This is a genomic window from Rhodopirellula sp. J20-39 (assembly GCF_057365095.1).
Genome location: NZ_CP195123.1, coordinates 7,267,460 through 7,286,089 on the forward strand (window position 1 = coordinate 7,267,460; position 18,630 = coordinate 7,286,089).

12 protein-coding genes are annotated in these 18,630 nt (G+C 54.6%); 7 read left to right on the forward strand and 5 right to left on the reverse strand.

Annotated features, from left to right (window positions below):
* Positions 1–78: 78 nt before the first annotated feature.
* Entirely contained in the window at positions 79–501 is a 423-nt protein-coding gene (locus tag ACR3ZL_RS26330; protein ID WP_473650121.1) for a hypothetical protein, read from the reverse strand.
* The gene (locus ACR3ZL_RS26335; protein ID WP_486173090.1) at positions 501–1,406 is read right to left on the reverse strand and encodes a metal-dependent hydrolase; all 906 of its coding nucleotides are present in this window, start codon (positions 1,404–1,406) and stop codon (positions 501–503) included. Before ACR3ZL_RS26335 ends, ACR3ZL_RS26330 begins: the two co-directional genes overlap by 1 nt.
* 268 nt (positions 1,407–1,674) lie before the next feature.
* Between ACR3ZL_RS26335 and ACR3ZL_RS26340 the strand changes: the two genes are divergently transcribed.
* The 4 genes from ACR3ZL_RS26340 (at position 1,675) to ACR3ZL_RS26355 (ending at position 9,152) form a co-directional block, all read left to right on the forward strand.
* Positions 1,675–3,252: a TolC family protein gene (locus ACR3ZL_RS26340; protein WP_486173091.1), complete on the forward strand. Its 1,578-nt coding sequence runs from the start codon at positions 1,675–1,677 to the stop codon at positions 3,250–3,252.
* The gene (locus tag ACR3ZL_RS26345; protein WP_473650118.1) at positions 3,245–4,540 is read left to right on the forward strand and encodes an efflux RND transporter periplasmic adaptor subunit; all 1,296 of its coding nucleotides are present in this window, start codon (positions 3,245–3,247) and stop codon (positions 4,538–4,540) included. Before ACR3ZL_RS26340 ends, ACR3ZL_RS26345 begins: the two co-directional genes overlap by 8 nt.
* 146 nt (positions 4,541–4,686) lie before the next feature.
* A complete protein-coding gene (locus ACR3ZL_RS26350; RefSeq protein WP_486173614.1) occupies positions 4,687–7,752 on the forward strand; it encodes an efflux RND transporter permease subunit in 3,066 nt (1,021 codons plus the stop codon).
* Positions 7,753–7,958: 206 nt separating this feature from the next.
* Positions 7,959–9,152 carry a threonine/serine exporter family protein gene (locus ACR3ZL_RS26355; RefSeq protein ID WP_486173092.1) on the forward strand — a complete coding sequence of 398 codons (1,194 nt, stop codon included), beginning with the start codon at positions 7,959–7,961 and terminating at the stop codon, positions 9,150–9,152.
* A gap of 75 nt (positions 9,153–9,227) precedes the next feature.
* Here the strand turns inward: ACR3ZL_RS26355 and ACR3ZL_RS26360 are convergent, their stop codons facing one another.
* Positions 9,228–9,407 carry a hypothetical protein gene (locus ACR3ZL_RS26360; RefSeq protein ID WP_473650116.1) on the reverse strand — a complete coding sequence of 60 codons (180 nt, stop codon included), beginning with the start codon at positions 9,405–9,407 and terminating at the stop codon, positions 9,228–9,230.
* A 114-nt stretch (positions 9,408–9,521) separates the two neighbouring features.
* Positions 9,522–10,727 carry a DUF1559 domain-containing protein gene (locus ACR3ZL_RS26365; protein ID WP_486173093.1) on the reverse strand — a complete coding sequence of 402 codons (1,206 nt, stop codon included), beginning with the start codon at positions 10,725–10,727 and terminating at the stop codon, positions 9,522–9,524.
* Positions 10,728–11,500: 773 nt separating this feature from the next.
* Between ACR3ZL_RS26365 and ACR3ZL_RS26370 the strand changes: the two genes are divergently transcribed.
* The 3 genes from ACR3ZL_RS26370 to ACR3ZL_RS26380 all read left to right on the forward strand — a co-directional run bounded on the left by ACR3ZL_RS26370 (position 11,501) and on the right by ACR3ZL_RS26380 (position 17,683).
* Positions 11,501–13,141, forward strand: coding sequence for a sulfatase family protein (locus tag ACR3ZL_RS26370; protein WP_473650115.1), 1,641 nt, complete (start codon positions 11,501–11,503; stop codon positions 13,139–13,141).
* Positions 13,142–13,371: 230 nt separating this feature from the next.
* Positions 13,372–16,377: an AsmA family protein gene (locus ACR3ZL_RS26375; protein ID WP_473650114.1), complete on the forward strand. Its 3,006-nt coding sequence runs from the start codon at positions 13,372–13,374 to the stop codon at positions 16,375–16,377.
* A 118-nt stretch (positions 16,378–16,495) separates the two neighbouring features.
* On the forward strand, positions 16,496–17,683 hold the full coding sequence (locus tag ACR3ZL_RS26380; protein WP_473650113.1) for a polysaccharide biosynthesis/export family protein: 1,188 nt from the start codon (positions 16,496–16,498) through the stop codon (positions 17,681–17,683).
* Positions 17,684–17,748: 65 nt separating this feature from the next.
* On the opposite strand, the gene ACR3ZL_RS26385 is transcribed toward ACR3ZL_RS26380, so the two are convergent.
* Positions 17,749–18,594: a PA4780 family RIO1-like protein kinase gene (locus tag ACR3ZL_RS26385; protein ID WP_473650112.1), complete on the reverse strand. Its 846-nt coding sequence runs from the start codon at positions 18,592–18,594 to the stop codon at positions 17,749–17,751.
* Positions 18,595–18,630: the final 36 nt, after the last annotated feature.

An 18,630-nucleotide genomic window follows, 5' to 3' on the forward strand; every position in this document is an offset into this window, starting at 1 on the left:
TCACCCCACCCAGACCAACGACGATTTCCACCAGCATTCCCGTCTCATGGAAGCCCACGCGTAGGCTAGTTGATGACATTAGTCCGCTTGAGTCTCATCAATCTTCTCGCTCGAGTCGGGCTGCAAAGTTGCCGACTCCAACGTCGCTTTAGTCGATGAACCGATCCCATGGTAAGTCGGCAAACAGATTGAGTAACTCAGGACGCCGACCGTGATCGGAAGTACCAACCACATCGCATGCAAAACCGAAACATCAGCAACAAGACAGACCGTCGCAATCAACAGAAAGCAGCCAGCCCAAACCAATTCAGGACCCCGCGGTACCCGAAAGAGGTTGCAAAACAAAAAGAAGTGCCCAAGCACAAACGGAAAGATCCAGGCCGTGCTCCCGATTTGGCTCAAACCCCACGCGGTCGCTAAAACGCAAACAACGATCGCCAACGCGTCCGTTGCCGAAAAACGAAAACCATGTGTGGGATGATGCTTCCATTTCACGATCATCAAACGTCCCACTTCTTGGAGAGAATGCGGCCAGCTTGGTCGACCTGACAGGTCAGTGTTCCGAACTGGGTATCAAAATTTCGAATACGCAAATCACGACACACGAATGTTTTAACTCCGTCGACTGAAGAAATCTCCACGACATGATAATGCGGTGACAATTCACGCATCACGTTCCACTCTTGTGTTTCCCCAATCGAAACCGGCGCTTCATCGTCCAGATCTCGAACGGCTCTGAAGTTCCCCGCGTTGCCGTCGATCGCATTGAGTTCGAACGTCTGAATTTCTCGACCATCTTGGCGACAAACCAGAAAGCGAAAAGGCGAGCATGTGGTCGGAATGATCGACGTTGGTGAGTTACCGGAATGCCTTTGTCCAAGAGACTGGCGAGCTCTTACTGCGATCCAGCCTCGAATCACCACGACTAGCCCGAGCGATACCAGATAGGCGACTGAAACCATCTGCAACCGGTTGATATGTTCGCCCGACATCCACGCCCAAATTAAAGCGACCATGGTCAGCAAAACAATCGGAGCATCAATAAAGAAGATCCAGTCCAATGCAAACCGCTTGGATGAAAATGGCCACAGGCAACGCACTCCGTATGAATTGGTCAAATCCAACCCGACATGCATGAACATGCCCAAAGCAAGGCCCAACGCCAATTCGGACCACACCTCGCTCTGAGACATCCACAGCCAACCTGCGATCACCACCGGAGTCAATATTGCCGCGACGCTGTGAGTGTAGGTCTGGTGGAATCGCAAGAATGCGTGCTTGCCGCCGAGACGTGAGAAGGCATCAAGATCTGGCGCAACGTTCCCTAAAATTACCCCACATGCCAGTGCGGGGTGCGATGGCATGATCCCAGCGGAAGAAGCCATGCCGATCATTGCGTGAGTCACAATGTCCATCCCAATATCATACCAAACTCAGCGTGTGAAACGATTTTGAAAGCCCCCTCTTTCGTACACCTATAGGTCAGTCCTTTCATCGCCGGTGTCACGGCTAGGGGGGGATGGGCGAGGTGGATGTAACCTCGGGGTTCCTTAAGTTGCGCCAGCGATGTTTTAGCGAACTTGTGATGCAACCGCGTAAAATGATATGAATAGGCCCATGCCCGGGTCTACGATCAGAAAACGGACTAAATCTCAACGTTTAGCTGCTATTGCTTTGACGATCGCGGTCGGCTGCGCGAGTCCCCAAACCCCACAAAACTTCAATACACAACCGGCCCCACCATTTTCCGACTCAGGCCCGGCTTACGTTGCCGAGCGTTGGTGGACCACGTTTGGTGATCCGGCACTGGACCATCAAATCAATCTGGCCCTCGGCAGCAGTTTCACGCTTTCGGCCGCTCGACAACGACTTCGAGCGGCTCGGGCAGTCGCACGCCGAGAGGCATCCGACCTGTTCGGCGACGTCAACGGAATTGTCGATGCGGGGTACACATTCGGTCCTGGTCGAGACCAACAAGGCTACATTTTCGGACTCGATGCCTCGTATCCAGTCGACCTGTGGGGCGAAATCGAATCGCGCGTCGACGCCGAACGCTTGCGAGCGGCAGCCGAACAGCAAGATTACCGAGCGGTCGGGCTCAACCTATCGGCCGAAATCGCGAACGTTTGGTTCTCTCTGATCGAAGCCCGCGCCCAGGTCAGCTTGCTCGATGAACAAATCAGCACCAACGAAACCGGACTGGCGCTGCAAGAAGCCCGCTTCGGACTCGGACTGATCCGGAGTGCTGACGTGCTGCGCCAACGTCAACTGGTGGAAGCGACTTTGGAACAAAAGGCGATTGCCAAATCACGCATTGAAGTTCTGGAGCATCAACTCGCCGTGTTGGTCGGCTCGATGCCGCAAACCGCCGAATACCAACCCGGCGAAAATTTGCCGGACATGCCGCCACTTCCATCGACCGGGCTGCCATCGCAATTGCTGCAGCGACGACCCGACGTACAACGAGATTTCATTGCATTCCAGGCTGCTGACCGAGACCTGGCGTCGGCGATCGCCAACCAGTATCCCCGGCTAAACCTAACGGGATCGCTGCTGAATGTGGCCGATCGTCCAGAAACCATCTTCCGCGATTGGTTTGTTTCGATCGGTGCATCGCTAGTTGCACCGCTGCTCGACGGAGGCCAACGCAAAGCGGAAGTCGCTCGCACATCGGCGGTTGTTTGCGAGCTGTTTAATCGCTACGGGCAAACGACCCTGATTGCATTTCAACAGGTCGAAGACGGCCTGACTCAAGAGCGGTATCAACGTGAACGACTCGAACATCTTCAGGCGCAACTGGAATTGGCCGACGAGTCCGCTGAGCGTTTGCGCGAACAATATCTGCTGGAACCCGATACGGACTATCTGGCGGTCCTGACTGCAATCACGGGAAAACAACGATTGCAGCGCGAAGTGCTGGCGTCCCAATTAGAATTACGGCTAATCCGGGTTTCGCTTTACCTCGCACTCGCCGGTGGATTTGATCCGGTTCCACAAGCGACAACGGTCTTCACGGTTTCCGACGCAAATCTCGCCACGGACGATTCCGAACCAGAAAACGGGGCCGAGGCCGCCATTTCGGGTACTGGTGACGGCTTGGAAGCCGTGAACGCTGGCGACACACCGGCCGATGCAAACGACGATGGGAACAAGAATTTGGAACTGATCGATTGGCTAAAACAACTGGACAATGGCGAAGAGGCGTCCCAACGGAGGCTCGGCGATCTGCTGCGTTCCATGACCGATGAATAACTCCCAACCGGCCAGCCGCTGGCGTTGGTTGGGAGTGCTGGCCACCATGCTTGTGTGTGCCGGGACTCTGGCTGCCGCCGCTGCGGCGATCGTCGTTATCAACCGAACCGAGCCTACCGCGAAACAAATCAACGCGACCCGAAAATCGTCTGCCTTAGTGGAAACGATGATCGTCAAGCGAGATGACTACTCACCTCGCCTGAGTGTGCTCGGTACCGTATTACCCGCTCGCGATATCATCCTGGGGCCGCGAATCAGCGGCCAGGTGATGGAGGTCTCTGAATCTTTCGTGCCCGGCGGAATGGTTCGCCAGGGCGAGGTATTGGTGAAGATCGACGCGGCCGACTTTGAAAACCAACTCTCAATTCGCGTGAGCGAATTAGAACAAGCCGTGGCATCGCTGCAGATCGAACAGGGCCGACAAAGTCTCGCCAAGAAAGAATTGAAGCTACTCGAAAGCACGATCGAAGAGACCGATCGCGAACTGGTATTGCGTGGCCCTCAAATCGCGTCGATCCGTGCCCAAGTCAGCGCCGCAAAGGCAGCCGTCGAACGTGCACAGTTAGACCTAGATCGCGCAACCATTGTCGCTCCGTTCGATGCACAAATCATTTCTCAATCTGTCAACGTCGGGTCGCAGGTATCACCCGGTGATGAGCTCGCACGATTGGTGGGAACGAATCAATATTGGGTCTCGGCCGCGCTGCCGGTTCGCAGCTTGCGATGGGTCCGGTTCCCTGATGACAACCAAGCGGGTTCGACCGTGAACTTGCGAAACAACGACGCTTGGCCGCCCGGTACCGTACGAACCGGACGAGTAACACGAATGATCGGAACCGTTGACGATTCAACCCGGTTGGCCCGTGTCTTAATCGAGGTGAACGATCCTCTGGGACGAAAGACGGACGCTCCACCGATGATCCTGCAATCGTTGCTGCAGGTCGAAATTGAAGGCCGATTGATTGACAACGTTGTACGACTGCCTCGGGAGTATGTTCACGACAAAGACACTGTTTGGGTGATGAAAGACGACAAGCTTGAAATTCGCAATTGCCAGGTCGTCTTCCGTGACGCCGATTATGCCTACATCAACCAAGGTCTCAATGACGCCGATGAAATTGTGATCACGACGCTCGCAACCGTCGCCGAAGGAGTCGGCCTGAAACGGATCGAAACGCAACCGGACCTGGATACCCAGTCCGAACTAGAAAACGAATCGAACACCGCAGACGAATCGAACACGGAAGACGAACCGAGTACCGAATCGCCGGACCGTGATGCATCATGAGTCCGAAGCCCCCCCCCGAAGAACCATCCGAAGCATCGCCTGAGCAAACGTCACCAGCCGACGTGACCAGCGACGTATCAAACAACGCGTCTGCCGACACACGAACTGATTCGCAAATAGGTTCCCCGCGAGGTCCAATCGCGTGGATGGCGCATAATTCCATCGCCGCAAACCTTTTGATGGTCATCTTACTGGGTGGTGGTATTTGGACCGCGGCCTTGATGCAGAAAGAAGTCTTTCCGCAATTCGAGCTCGACATCGTCGAAGTGTCCGTCGACTACCCCGGCGCGGCCCCAGAAGAAGTGGAACAGGGCATCTTGCAACCGATCGAGAGCGCCGTCCGTGGCGTTGAGGGGATCCGGTCGATCGTCAGCGAAGCACGCGAAGGCAGCGGCAAGGTAGTGATTGAGATCGTCGCTGGCCAACAACGCATGAAAGCGTTTCAAGACATCGACCAAGCGGTCAATCGAATTCGAACGTTCCCCGAAAACATTGAACAACCCGAAGTTCGTTTGCAATCGCAACAACAAGAGGCCGTTCAGGTCGCACTCTATGGCCCCATCGAAATCTGGGCGTTGCGGAAACTCTCCGAGCAACTTCGTGACACATTGCAAGCTCACGAAGACATTACCCAAGTCGAATTACGCCGGGTCCCCGCCTACGTCACCCACGTGGAAATCCCTCGCGAAACCCTCCGGCAATACGGGCTGACGTTGCCTGATGTTGCCGACATCATTCGCTCGGCCAGTCGCGACGTCGCTGCGGGTAGCGTCCAGACCACAGCCGGTGAGATTTTGTTGCGTGTGAAAGCTCGCAAGCAATGGGCCGACGAGTTTGCCAAGATCGAAGTCGTTTCGGCGGATTCCGGACCATCGGTTTTACTCGGTGACATCGCCACGATTCGTGACGGATTCGATGATGTCGGCTTCCATTCGCAATTCAGCGCCACACCCTCAGTCGAACTCGATGTCTTTCGGGTTGGATCTCAATCACCGATCGAGGTCGCTGCCGCAGTGGAAGAAACGATGGCAGGCTTTGAATCCGTTTTGCCACCGGGTGTGAAGTGGCGGATCGATAGCAACAACGCTGAAGAATTCCGGCGCCGACTCTTTTTGGTTCTCGAAAACGCGGTCCTCGCCGTCGTGATCGTGCTGTTGATTCTGGCCATGTTCCTTGAATTCCGATTGGCGTTTTGGGTCATGATGGGAATGGCCGTTTCTTTTGTCGGCGGAGTGCTGTTCTTGCCTGCCGTTGGCGTCAGTATCAACATGATATCCTTGTTTGGGTTCTTGGTTGTGCTTGGCATCGTTGTCGATGACGCGGTTGTTGTCGGCGAAAACATTTACGAAAAACGCCAAGAGGGATGCGGCGACGAACTGGCAGCCATCGAAGGCACCCGCGAGGTTGCTGGACCGGTCACTTTCAGCATCCTGACTAACATCGTTGCTTTCGTACCACTGATGTTCATCCCGGGGGAAACCGGCAAGTTTTGGGCTCCGTTGCCGATCGTCGTCATCGTCGTTTTGTTGCTATCGTTAGTGGAGTCGTTATTCATCCTGCCCGCTCACCTGGCACACGTTCGCAAAATCCCGCGACGCCGTCCTGGCGTGCGAGGCCGACTTCATGAAATCCAACAGAAATTCAGCCGGGCATTCAATCGACTGGTTGAAATCGCGTTCGCTCCTGTGCTCGCGATCTGTTTACGGTTTCGGTACATCACCGCCACGTTCGCAGTTGCCTTGTTCGCTGTCGTAGTCGGCTACGCTACCAGCGCACACATGGGACTGATCTTAATGCCGGAAGTGTCCGCCGATGAAATCGAAGCCGGGGTGCGCATGCCAGTTGGGACGACACAAGATCAAGCTGCTGAAATCGCCGAAGCGGTGACACGGGCGAGCTTAAAAATGTTTGACGAGCATGACCTGTATAAAGTCGCCGAAGGGATCAAGACTAACGTTCGCGGACAAAGTTTCATTGACGTCGAAATCGTGCTGAAACCGCCAGACGAGCGTGACATGACGGCGAATCAGGTGATCGAATTGTGGCGTGATTCCATCGGCGATCTCCCTGGTGTCAACCAAGTAACATTCGAAGCTGAAAGCGGGCCCGGTGGGCATCGTCGAGCGATCAGTATCGACTTAAGCCACAGTGATATCAGCGTTCTGGAAAGGGCTGCGGTTGCGTTTGTGGAACGGACCAAGTCTTACGCGAACGTGCGCGATGTTAGCGACAATTACAACAAGGGCAAAACGCAACTCGACGTTCGCTTGCGTCCCGAAGGTCGCGCGCTCGGATTGACCGAAGAAGAACTTGGCAGTCAACTTCGAGGTGCCTTCTTTGGATCGCTCGCGCTGCGTTTGCTGCGTGGGACCAATGAGATCGAAGTTCGCGTTAAGTTGCCCGAAGAACAACGCGAAGACGTTTACCATTTCGAAGACCTCATCATCCGCACTCCGTCAGGTGCCGAGGTACCGCTGATGGACGTGGCCACGGTGACTAAAACCGATGCGTTTTCTTCCATCAATCGGCGTGACGGGCGGCGTGTGATCAATGTATCGATGGACGCCGAACCAAAGCGTGCCGTTACCCAACTAATCTCGGTATTGAAAAGCGAAGAACTGCCGCGACTTCGTCAAGACTTCCCCGGAATTACATGGACCTTCGAAGGCAGCGACGCGGAACTGCGCCGTGCCACATCGTCGCTGTGGAGCACGTTCGGACTCGCCCTTGCAGTTATCTACTCGCTGCTCGCCGTCGCATTCCGAGGCTACGTGCAACCCTTGATTGTGTTAGTCGCGATTCCATTTGGAATTGTCGGTGCGGTACTCGGGCACATCGTTCTCGGTTACGACCTTTCGCTGGTTAGCTTCATGGGCGTGATCGCGTTGTCAGGTGTTGTGATCAATGATTCGTTGATCATGATCGATTACGCCAACCGGCGTCGCAAACACTGCTCCGCCTACGACGCCATCACCCAAGCGGGCATCCGGCGGTTTCGACCAATTCTGCTAACAACACTGACCACGTTTGGCGGGTTGATTCCCCTGATCTTTGAAAAGTCGCTCCAAGCCCAATACATCATCCCGATGGCGATCTCCCTTGGTTTCGGAATTCTCTTTGCGACCGGAATCATTCTGGTCCTGGTGCCCTGTCTTTACATGATTCTGGAAGACATCCGCGGGCTTTTTGGCGATTCAACCGAGACCGCCTGAACGGGTGCCCCGGCCTCTAGTCCCCGAAAACTCGAGTCACCGAAAACTCGAGTCACCGAGAACACGTGTGATCGCTTCCTTGGGGTTCCGTCGAATGTGACAAAGAGGCATGATCTTGGCCACCTTCGTTTTTACCGTGCCCCCTTCACAACCGATAACTGTTTCGGCACAGGAGCCCCGATCTGTCTGACACCGCATCCGAGACGTTGATTCTGGAACTCGCGCGCAGCCTACATGCGTGTGGGTCGCCCGCGTATGAGCTAGACCAAAACATGGAACAGGTCGCCGAATCGCTAGGCAAATCGGCAACCTTTTTCTCCACACCGACTGCACTCTTCGTCACGTTTAATGACGATGTAAAATCGACCCGTTTGATACGCGTTTATCCCTGCGATACGAACCTGGGGCGGTACGCGGAACTCTTCGATCTTCAACGCTCCATCCGTGATGATGCATTGACAACCGAAGAAGCATGGCGAAGGTTGCAAGCGATCAACTTAAGCCCCAATGGCTACCACGCGGTCGCTTCGATTGCCTCCTTTGGAATGGCCGCATCCTGCGTCGGTGCACTGGTGGGGGGCAACCTATCCGTGGTGGTTTCGTCCGGACTGATCGGCCTAGTCATCGGCATGCTCGTCCTCGGCCTCACTCAACTGGAATACCAGACTCACCTGATCAACGTGATCGCGGGATTTGTGGCAAGCGCGGTCGCGTGTTCGGTTCAGGCTTGGATCGCGCCTGGTCATTTCGAACTGACCACCTTGTCCGCACTAATCGTCTTGGTTCCAGGGCTGCATCTAACAATCAGCGTCAACGAACTAGTCACACAAAACCTTGCCTCGGGTTCGGCTCGACTTGCCGGTGCGATGACCACATTGCTAACACTGATCTTCGGTGTTTACATGGGATACGGATTCGTCAGTGCGTTGACGGAGATTCCGCCATCAATCGCTCCGAAAACCCCTTCACATTTGCAGGCACTCATCGCCACCGTTCCTATCGGACTTGGCTTGGCAGTTTTATTCCGAACACGCTATCGAGACATTCCCTGGTTGCTGGTTTCCACCGTGGTCGGTTACGGAACGATGCGAATTGCTGGAGAGTTTTTCAGCCCCTTTGCAGCGGTCTGGATCGCGTCGGTAGTTGCCGGAGTCTTCAGCAATCACGTGTCGGATCGTCTGCAACTTCCTACTGCGGTGATGTTGATGCCCGCACTGATCTTGCTCGTGCCGGGAAGCCTTGGTTTTTCTGGCATGACCGAAATCATGCTCCACCAAGACCTCCCCAGTGGCATTCGCTTGATCACGACAATGATGCTAACTGCCGTTTCGATCGTTGCTGGATTACTGATCACCGACGTAATCGCCCCCAGGATTCAGCACCCAACCAACGATCGATAAATCGAACAACGGTGAAGTCATGATCCATGCGGTTCACCGGAACCAAGACGTTCATTCACGGCCTTGGGTCAGCGTCTAGCTGCGAGGGCTTTCTTTGGCGTCGAAAACTTTCGGCGGTGTGGCCGCTTCTGGGTTGGCTTGGATGTATTCCGCAATTTCGTCAGCACCGGCTACTTGAGCGTTTTCGCTGCTGCCGCAACCGGTTGTCGCTAGGGCTCCAATCGCAACGAGAAACAACGTTAGGTAGGTCTTCATCAAATTCACTCGCTTAACAAGAATGGTTTCAGATATTTAGGACAAACAAGGCTGGAAATTCAGCACCGTTTGGCAGCCACGTCACACTGCAACGCGGCCACCAACTCAACGGTTTTAGAATTCCCCTTTAATGACTTCCCTGGACGCACGAGTCCCCAGAGATCCCCAAAGACCGTACGGATTTTGCGACGGATTGATATTCGCCCAAGACGCCGGTTTGTTACTGGGGCTACCTGCCTCGATACTATCCGTGATGAAACGGATTGCACCATCGCCCATCAGAACGTGACAGCCGCCGGGGTGGTGGCTGCTCGGCGGCACGACACCATCCCCATCACCATCCAAGAAGGAGTGCATGCACAGCTCGCTATTGGGTGGAAGGGTGGTCGTCATACCAGTGTAAAGCGGCCGGCCGTAAGCCCAGCGTGAACCGCGGCGTTGTTCGTTGCTCACGACAGTCGTCAACTGCTCATCGAAAACAATCGGATCCGAATCATTGATATGTGTTTTACAAAATCCAATCCCATCGGTGCGAACGTTTCCAGAGGCAGGAACGATTGGGCGTTGACGAATGTCATTGATCCCCAAATCCGTCATGATTTCACCGGCCGCAATCGTGTTTGATAGACCGTCGAGCACGTCACGAAACTGCATTGCACGACGAGCCTTGAACATTCCTCGGCATGAAAGGTTAGCCTCGTAAGCCCCCCAGGCTGCACCGGTGTCGAGCTGAGCTCCCCGGGAGTTCTGGTGAACGGCATCACCAAGACATGCGGCGTAGTTAGTACGTCCCTGCGATGGCAAACCACGACCTGGATCGCTGGGACAACGAAAAGAAACGATATCGGTAAGCCAAGGCTTGTACTCGGACCCGGCTGTGTATTGAGCCAAGTAAGTCGCTGGCGACGAACCCATCGCTTGGAAGTAGGGAGCGACACCATCTTCGTTGGGATCCAGCGGATTGGAAATTTGCTCCCAAAGAGCTTGTTGCTCAATGAAGGCGGTCAAAGGCACAAGCCAGCTCAGTCGCAGACGGTTGTGCGATGTCGCGATGGTAGTTTCTGGACTAGGCGAGTCCGCATTGGCGGAGTTCGTTGTGCCACCTTCCTGCATCGGCAACTGCCTGAATGCCGAATGGTAATTGTGGAGTGCCAGGCCAATCTGCTTGAAGTTGTTGCTGCAACTCATTCGCCTCGCTGCCTCGCGCGCCGATTGCACCGCTGGAAGCAATAGTCCTACAAGAACTCCGATAATAGCGATCACCACTAATAGCTCGACGAGGGTGAACCCTAGGGATTTTCTAATCTGATTCAATTTCATTGCACGTACGCTTCATTCAACACTAAAGGGAGGTTCAATTTAAACAGGTGTCTCCGCCAACGACTTGAGCATGTCCGTCGAGATGACTGAACCGCCACGATCGATGATTTACGATTCATGACCGGACCGTCGACTGCTCCACTGCCGTTGCCTTCCTGGTCCACCAACGCATAGCACGCGCCAAATCCGGAAAACCAACCACCGCTCCAAAACTACGGGAACCTCTACCGCTTCACTGTCCATCAAAGGGGCGTTAACTCCCAGCGTCTCCTTCAATTCACCGATACGTTCGAAACCTACAACTTTAACATGCACTATTCCTTCAGCGCAAATGTGCAACAGCACTGAGCAACCCCCTCCGCAACTTGCCTAGAAACGCCGCATTCTCCAGTCCATCTTTTTGCAAACAAAACTTACAAATTTACCATGAAGGTCAAGCGACTAATCCATTTGTCGTTATCCTCTCGGCTCTAACGCTTACTCTCGGGTGGGTACCCAATGGTCAACTTGCTTGGCTCGGCATCCGAATTAACAGTACGCTTCCCCCCGTTGGGTTCTCGCGTTTCCTTCGGTTGCCTGAAGTTGCACTCAACGAGAACACAAATCTTATTTGTGAGACTAAACGGCTGTCCGATGGGGGGAGAGAGCATAGCGACATCGACCAAGTTTGCTTGACAGACTTTTAGATCCAGCACCTGTTTCAATGGATCGCCAGAAAGCGACATAACGCTATGCTCGAAACTACCGCCCCCATTACCCAGTCGGACCCAACCATGAGTTTTCGATTCGCTTCCATTCTTGCATTGCTGCTAATCCAACCGCACATTTGCAGTACTTACGCGAGCGATGAAACGGCTACGCCAAAGATCACATCACTGGCGCACAACACTGCGAAGCCAAACATCATCGTCATCTACACCGATGACCAGGGCTATGGCGACGTATCGGCATTGAATCCAAATGCGAAGTTCCGGACTCCCAACATGGATCGCTTGGCTGACGAGGGCATCGCCTTTACTAACGCACACAGCTCAGACTCTGTTTGCTCACCATCTCGTTACGGATTGCTGACCGGACGTTATTGCTGGCGAACCCGGATGAAGCAGCATGTAATGCTGGCCGAGGGCGAATGTCTGATCACGGACGAGCGAATAACCCTTGCGTCCCTGCTTAGACAGAATGGCTACGACACCGCCATGGTTGGCAAGTGGCACCTTGGAATGGATTTCCCCGGGCCCCCCAAAGATCGCGATTGGACCCAACCGGTTCTGAATATGCCTTTGGATAAAGGGTTCGATTACTACTACGGCATTCCAGCATCGTTGAACTACGGAATCTTGGCGTGGTTTGAAGGACGGTATGCTGCGGTCCCCCCAACGTTGTTCACTAACAAAAAGCCAAACGAGCGAATGTCGGACTATCGCATCATGCCACCCTATGACGCGACACCCGCCGAGACAAAAGTGAAATGGGGCCAACCCGGTTTTGAAATTGCCCCGGACTTCGTCGACAACGAATGCCTAATGCGTTTCACTAATAAAGCCATTCAGTGGATGTCCAACCAGACGGAGGATGCCAAGCAGGGCAAGCCGTTCTTCTTGTACCTGCCTTTTACATCACCACACTATCCGGTTTGCCCGCGTCCTGAATTTCACGGTCAAGGTGAATGCGGGGCGTACGGCGAATTCGTGATCGAAACGGATCATCACATCGGACGCATCTTGAAGTTCTTGGAAGACCGCAATATAGATGACAACACACTCATCGTATTCACAAGCGACAATGGTCCTGATTATCACTGGAGGCAAAGTCTCCAGAATTACCAGCACGACAGTCGTGGCGGATATCGCGAAGGCAAACGGTATGTCTATGAGGGCGGGCACCGGGTTCCCTTCATGGTGCGATGGTCCGCGGGCATTGAACAGCCGTCACGAAGATACGACGGCCTCGTGGGCCAGGTCGATCTATTGTCGACGGTAGCGGAACTGATCGGTGCAGACTTGCCAGCGGACGCCGGCGAGGATAGTCAGAGTTTCTTGTCAGTGCTGAAGGACAAAACCCCAGCCCACACGCGATTGCCGTTGATCAATCACGGTAACGACGCGCGTTATTCCATCACGGATCAAAACTGGAAACTGATTCTGCCAAGCAAAAAGCATGATGCGGAACTTTATGATCTCGCTACGGATCCAGCCGAAAAGAACAACGTTCTTAAGCAACACCCCGAAATTGCGGAACGACTCGAAAGGAAGACCAACGAGATCGTCACACGGGGCCGCACCACACCTGGCGCGAGCCAACCAAATGACACGGGTTACTGGAACGACCTATTTTGGCTCCCCCAAGAAGAGTACGAGAACTTGACTTCGCTGTCGGTTTCGGAAGTCCAGTCTCGGAACTCAGACTTGGATTGACCTGCGAACCACAGAAATGTGCGAAGGACGAAGACGTCTTACCTGGAACCCGTGAGAAAGTCTCGCGAGCGATGAAACAAGCCGTCAAAATCTGATTGGCGGTGGCCGTTGCCGATTAGGTACGATTCAATCGACACTCCCTGGGACCGTTCTGTTTCACGCGATTGCCGCGTCTCAGGGTGATTGCTGCTATCTTCGGCCCCCAAAATTCAGGTTAACGATTCACCGCCATGCTTCATTGCCGCCTGAAAGGAACCGCTTTGCTCATGCGTTACTGGGGAATGGCATGTTTGCTGGCAATGTTTCCGACGGTTTCGTCGGCCCAGCAGGAGAATGCTGTCCAACCCCAGGCCGCCCCAGCCCCAACCCAGCCACGTTACTGGACCACCAACTGGTCTTTTGAAGACGTGAACGTGGGGAAACTGGCGGACCGGTTGGAATCTGTTGGGATCCAAACCGGTCTGGAGTTGCAAGGGAAAGTCTCGTTCCAATTCGAGGTCGGCGTTCCAATCACGTCACTGCGAGACGCCGCGGCGTATCGGTTCGATGGAACCCTGACGAGTTCGTCGCTAATCGTTGACGGCGTGCAACTGAAAGATCTACGCACCCGCGTGATGTATCGCGATGGCGTAGCGACGCTCGAAAACTTGCAATCATCGGTGATTGATCGTGATCAGCCGGAAAAGCCACCGGGGTCGATCGAAGGCAAAGCCTCGTCGGAGCTCGTTCCACGAGGGGATGTTGTCGCGGAAGTCATTGTGAAAGACCTGTCCGTCGCGCCATTGAGTGCTCTTCTTGCAAAGTACCTGGGGCCATCCAACAACAGCCTACCCAGCGACGGAGTCTTTTCGGGAGCCGTTGACCTCCGAGTCCCGCTAGACACCGCTGGCGAAATCGCGACCTACCAACTCAACGGCAACCTCAGTGGGCGCGGTCTCCGTGTAGCGACACTTCCGCCCGCGGATTTCGATGCACAGCGTATACGCATCGCGGACCAAACTTTATTCATCGAAGACTTTTCACTCGCCGCGTTAAAGCCCGGTCGCTCACCACAATCGATTCGCCTGCTCGGCAACGCCACGCTGCCATTATCGGCGAACGGTGAATTTAACTTCGAGGTGTACGGCGACGACATTCCCGTAGGCACCGCGATCGAACTACTCACTCAACCCAACCAACCCAACAGCGTTCCCCTAGCGAGCGGGAAGGTTGATTTCCAAATAAGCGGAACAGGACGGCTGGCGGAACAAATCGAGCAATCGAACTGGAACATCGATGGATCGATCGCTTCACCCAAACTGACGATCGCTGGCGTCGACCTAGGAACGCTGGAGCACCATATCAAGTTGACGCCAACAGAGTTCAACATCGAGCCAGTACGTGATTTATCGGACCTGCCGAAATCATTTCGAATCGGCGAATTGAAATCTCACTACTCGATCAGCGACGAATCGCTGGCGATCAACCAACTGGATGCCAAACTTTTCCAAGGCAGCCTTTCAGGCACCGTCACACTCCCTTTCATTGAGTCAGGTACCGCGAAGGCAAATCTAAACTTTGCCGGAATCAAGCCGCGTTTCAAGTTGCCTGTTGCAGGACGACAAGTTGAAGTCTCCAGTGCACTGGAAGGCCAACTTGATTGGCAGGTGCCGATGGAATCGATCAACCAACCGGCCCAGCACCGCGGCCAAGCGGAATTGGCTTTGACAAGTATCACGATCGGCGAAGCCTCGATCGGCAACTTGCAAGCGACTGCTTCGGCGAACGCCGGCAACCTTTCACTTAACGCCAATGGAAAACTGTTCGACGGAATTCTATCCCTGGAAACCACTTCCAATCTGCAGGCGAATGATGAATGGCCGGATGTTATATCTCGACTAGGAAAAACCGACTTCCGTTTTAATGGTGTGTCCTTCGACCGACTTTTCGAAACTGCGTTTGGCTCGCGAATTGACATCACAGGCCTCGCGTCCGGCGAATTCAACATCATCGATTGGAACCAGGACGCGCGATCTGGAGTCTCGCTTCCATCTGCTGACATCCGGCTTGAGCTATCGCGTGTCAGTGAGCGATCGCGGCTGCTTTCGCGGGCGATGCGATTGGAGGGCCGGTTGCGGAACAACGTTTTCGATATTGTTTCGCTGACGGGCGATTATGCCGATGGCAACGCACGCGTGAAGGGTCGCGTCCACTTGTTGGACGAAAGCAAATCACTGCGTCCCCGAGTAGACCTCCACGCTTCGGCCAGCCGTGTTCACCTAGCCCGCGGCTTGTGGTTTCTGGGCGACACGGCTGACGACTTTCAAGGACGAGCGTCCGTGTCCGCAACGATCTCTGGTTATCACGATTCGATCCGAGTTCGAGGAAACGCCGATGGACGTGAACTCGTTCTTTACGGTCTACCGCTAGGGAACGCCCATAGCGGACTAGCTGCCGATGCCAATGTGAGTCGCCAAAGTTGGAATGTCCGCTTCCCGTCGGTCCGATCCAGCCAAGGCGGCGGGCAAGTCGAAGGAGAACTTTCATTGGCATCAACACGGCGCGGTGGACGCGGGGTGGATCTGGAGAGCCGATGGCGAACACGACGCGTCGATTTCTCGCGACTCGTGCAACAAATCGGACGCTCCACATCGCTGGCTCGCGGCGAGATCACTGGCGACTTGACACTCAATGGGAAATCAATCCAAGGCGTTGACGATCTCAATGGACGCTTCAATTTCGCACTGGGACAAACTCGAGGCGCCGCGATCCCGGGTCTGGTCGGTGTGTCGCGGTTCCTAGGACCGGTTTCGCTGGTCAATCAACAATTTGATGTGGGCGAAGTCAAAGGAATCATCGGCGGCGGGGCCATCACGGTCGACGAGTTTTGGGTGGGCTCCGACACCGCGCTGGTTCAAGCCGATGGAAAGGTCTACATTCGCAGCGGCCGCATGGATCTCAATGCGATCATCGCAACCGGCGACTACCGCGACATCGCCGCAAACTTTGCCCAATTGGCACAACAGTACGCACTGCGTTCGTTGCTGCCCGCTTCCGCGATCCTGGACATCTCGGAACTGCTGCGAGACCGCACTTTAGTCGTTCACGTCGTGGGCACGCTCCAGGACCCAATCGTACGCATTCAGCCTGTCCAAACCTTCCGGGAAGAAGCCGCACGGTTCCTGCTACGCGAGGGCCAGCGATTGATTCTGACTGGCATTACTGCCGGCACGGTCGACAGCATCGACGGCAACTAGAACCGCCTCAAGACAATAGCAGGTCGGGTTACACGGGTTCTAACCATTGCACCACATCGGTCGAATCACTAGTGATCGTCGAGCGTGTTGAGCCGATTGTTCTCATGGAAACGATTTCATGGGCACAGGTAACAAGATGACTTGCAAACGCAGTGACCTCCGGCACACCCACCGCGGACTTCTGTGGACGCTGAACTGCGTTGCGAGCTGCATCCTGCTTAGTGGTTGCAGCACATTGGGGCTGTCCCTGTACCCATCGAATTCCACATTGACCCAAGAAGCCGAAGCGGTACTCGATGCTTCCCGTATTCCGCGTGGATTGCCTCGTGAGAACGCCAAGTCGGTGCTACCGCCGCATGCTCTCGAACCCGGCGACGCGTTGCTGATTGAACCAGTCAACCTGGAACGAGACCTGCGACTCCCGGCTGATCAAATTGTCTTGGCCGACGGAACCGTCGACATGGGACCCTACGGCCGTGTGATTGTTGCTGGACGAGATCTTGAAGAAGCTGAGACGTTGATCGAGCAACAGATCGCGTATCAAGTACGCCAGCAACAGAACTCATGCAAACCTTACGCTGGCGAAGAGGATCAACAAACGATCGAATCGCCATCGTTACCCGATGACTGCGATGCGATCGCGATCAACGTTCGAATGCTCGAACCCGTCCATCGCTATTACGTTCTTGGTGAAGTCAACGCGCCGGGTGCGTATCCACTTTCGGGATTTGAAACCGTCCTGGACGCGATTGTCACCGCCGGCGGTTTAACTAGCAGCTCGAACCCATGCAAGATTCTGCTAGCCCGCCCGACGGACCCGTGTGATTGTCGCGTGACATTACCGGTGTGTTATCGCGAGATCGTTCAACTGGGCAACACGTCGTCGAACTATCAACTCCAACCGGGCGATCGCATTTTTGTCTCGTCACGATCGTGCATGGATGAGTTGATGTTTTGGCGAGCTAGCCGCACGTGCTCGAGATGCTCAGGCTGCAATCGGGCATGCCAAAATCCGTCAACCGTCACCGCCCGGTCCATGCCGGGTGTTGCCAACACAATGATCCCACCGGGCAGTGTTGGTTGGATGCGACTCGCCGATGATCCCCTTCGCCCCAACGACTTAGTAGAACCCGATCAGTACCGTTCGTCAGACGCTAGTTCGACATTGCCGGCCCCGAACTCGACAACTTCAGATCGCAACGCAACGCTAAAAGAATACTTGGACACGGGCTCGCCCACTCCCACGAACCCCGCAACAGGCTCAGATGTTGATGGTGAACTCAGCTTTCCATCGCGTGCGAAATAACAGCCTACCATTAAGCAAGACCATCGAAGCACCTTAACAGGACGACTTGGTAGACGACGGCTGACTCAACCTTTACCGAATCGGTCCTGTCGATCCATTTCGTCTTCGTAAGCGAGGTCGATCATGGTAATCACGGAATTCACATCAGCAGCCTTGGTTGAAAAGGTGAACTGACCGGTCAGCTTCAAATCGGGTTCCAGCTCACTCTTTTCGTGCAGTGCCCACATCTCTTCGGCGTAGTGAGATTCAGATAGTTCCGGCGCAAACTGTGCATAGTACTGTGTGATGTTTCGCACGTCACGCTGCAACATGGATTTGGCGTTGTTATTCCCGGATGCATTGACGACTTGCGGGAAGTCGATGATGACCGGCCCCGCTTCATCTTGCAGGACATTGAACTCGGAAAGGTCGCCATGGACCAACCCGACGCACAACATGCGTAGCACGTAGATCATGACCGTGGCATGATCTTTCACGGCTTGATCCGCCGACATGGTGATATCGTTGAGCCTGGGTGCAACGCCGCCATCCCCATCGGTGATCAATTCCATCAAGAGCACGCCATCGAAAAAACCATAGGCTTTGGGAACCCTGACGCCAGCATCAGCAAGCTTGTACAACGCGTCCACTTCGGCCCGCTGCCAAACGTCTTCCTGTTGATCACGACCGAATTTCGAACGCTTGTCGATCGCCCTTTGCCGACGGCTATTTCGGATCTTTCGACCTTCCTGATACTGCCCCGCATTTTTGAAACTGCGTTTGGCCACATCCTTGTACACCTTGGCACAACGCGTCTCGTCGCCGCATCGCACAAGGAAGACCTGAGCCTCTTTACCACTCATCAGCGAGCCCAAGACCTTATCGACCAACCCGTCTTCGATCAGAGGCAGCAGACGCTTAGGGACTTTCAAGATGTTACCGATTTAAAAGCGGGGAAGCGTCCGCGT

Bases quoted from the DNA above. Each gene is read 5' to 3' on its own strand.
- ACR3ZL_RS26375 (WP_473650114.1), top strand. From the start codon at position 13,372: ATGCTTCATTGCCGCCTGAAAGGAACCGCTTTGCTCATGCGTTACTGG.
- ACR3ZL_RS26360 (WP_473650116.1), bottom strand. From the start codon at position 9,407: ATGAAGACCTACCTAACGTTGTTTCTCGTTGCGATTGGAGCCCTAGCG.
- ACR3ZL_RS26370 (WP_473650115.1), top strand. From the start codon at position 11,501: ATGAGTTTTCGATTCGCTTCCATTCTTGCATTGCTGCTAATCCAACCG.
- ACR3ZL_RS26365 (WP_486173093.1), bottom strand. From the start codon at position 10,727: ATGAAATTGAATCAGATTAGAAAATCCCTAGGGTTCACCCTCGTCGAG.
- ACR3ZL_RS26345 (WP_473650118.1), top strand. From the start codon at position 3,245: ATGAATAACTCCCAACCGGCCAGCCGCTGGCGTTGGTTGGGAGTGCTG.
- ACR3ZL_RS26380 (WP_473650113.1), top strand. From the start codon at position 16,496: ATGGGCACAGGTAACAAGATGACTTGCAAACGCAGTGACCTCCGGCAC.
- ACR3ZL_RS26330 (WP_473650121.1), bottom strand. From the start codon at position 501: ATGATCGTGAAATGGAAGCATCATCCCACACATGGTTTTCGTTTTTCG.
- ACR3ZL_RS26350 (WP_486173614.1), top strand. From the start codon at position 4,687: ATGGCGCATAATTCCATCGCCGCAAACCTTTTGATGGTCATCTTACTG.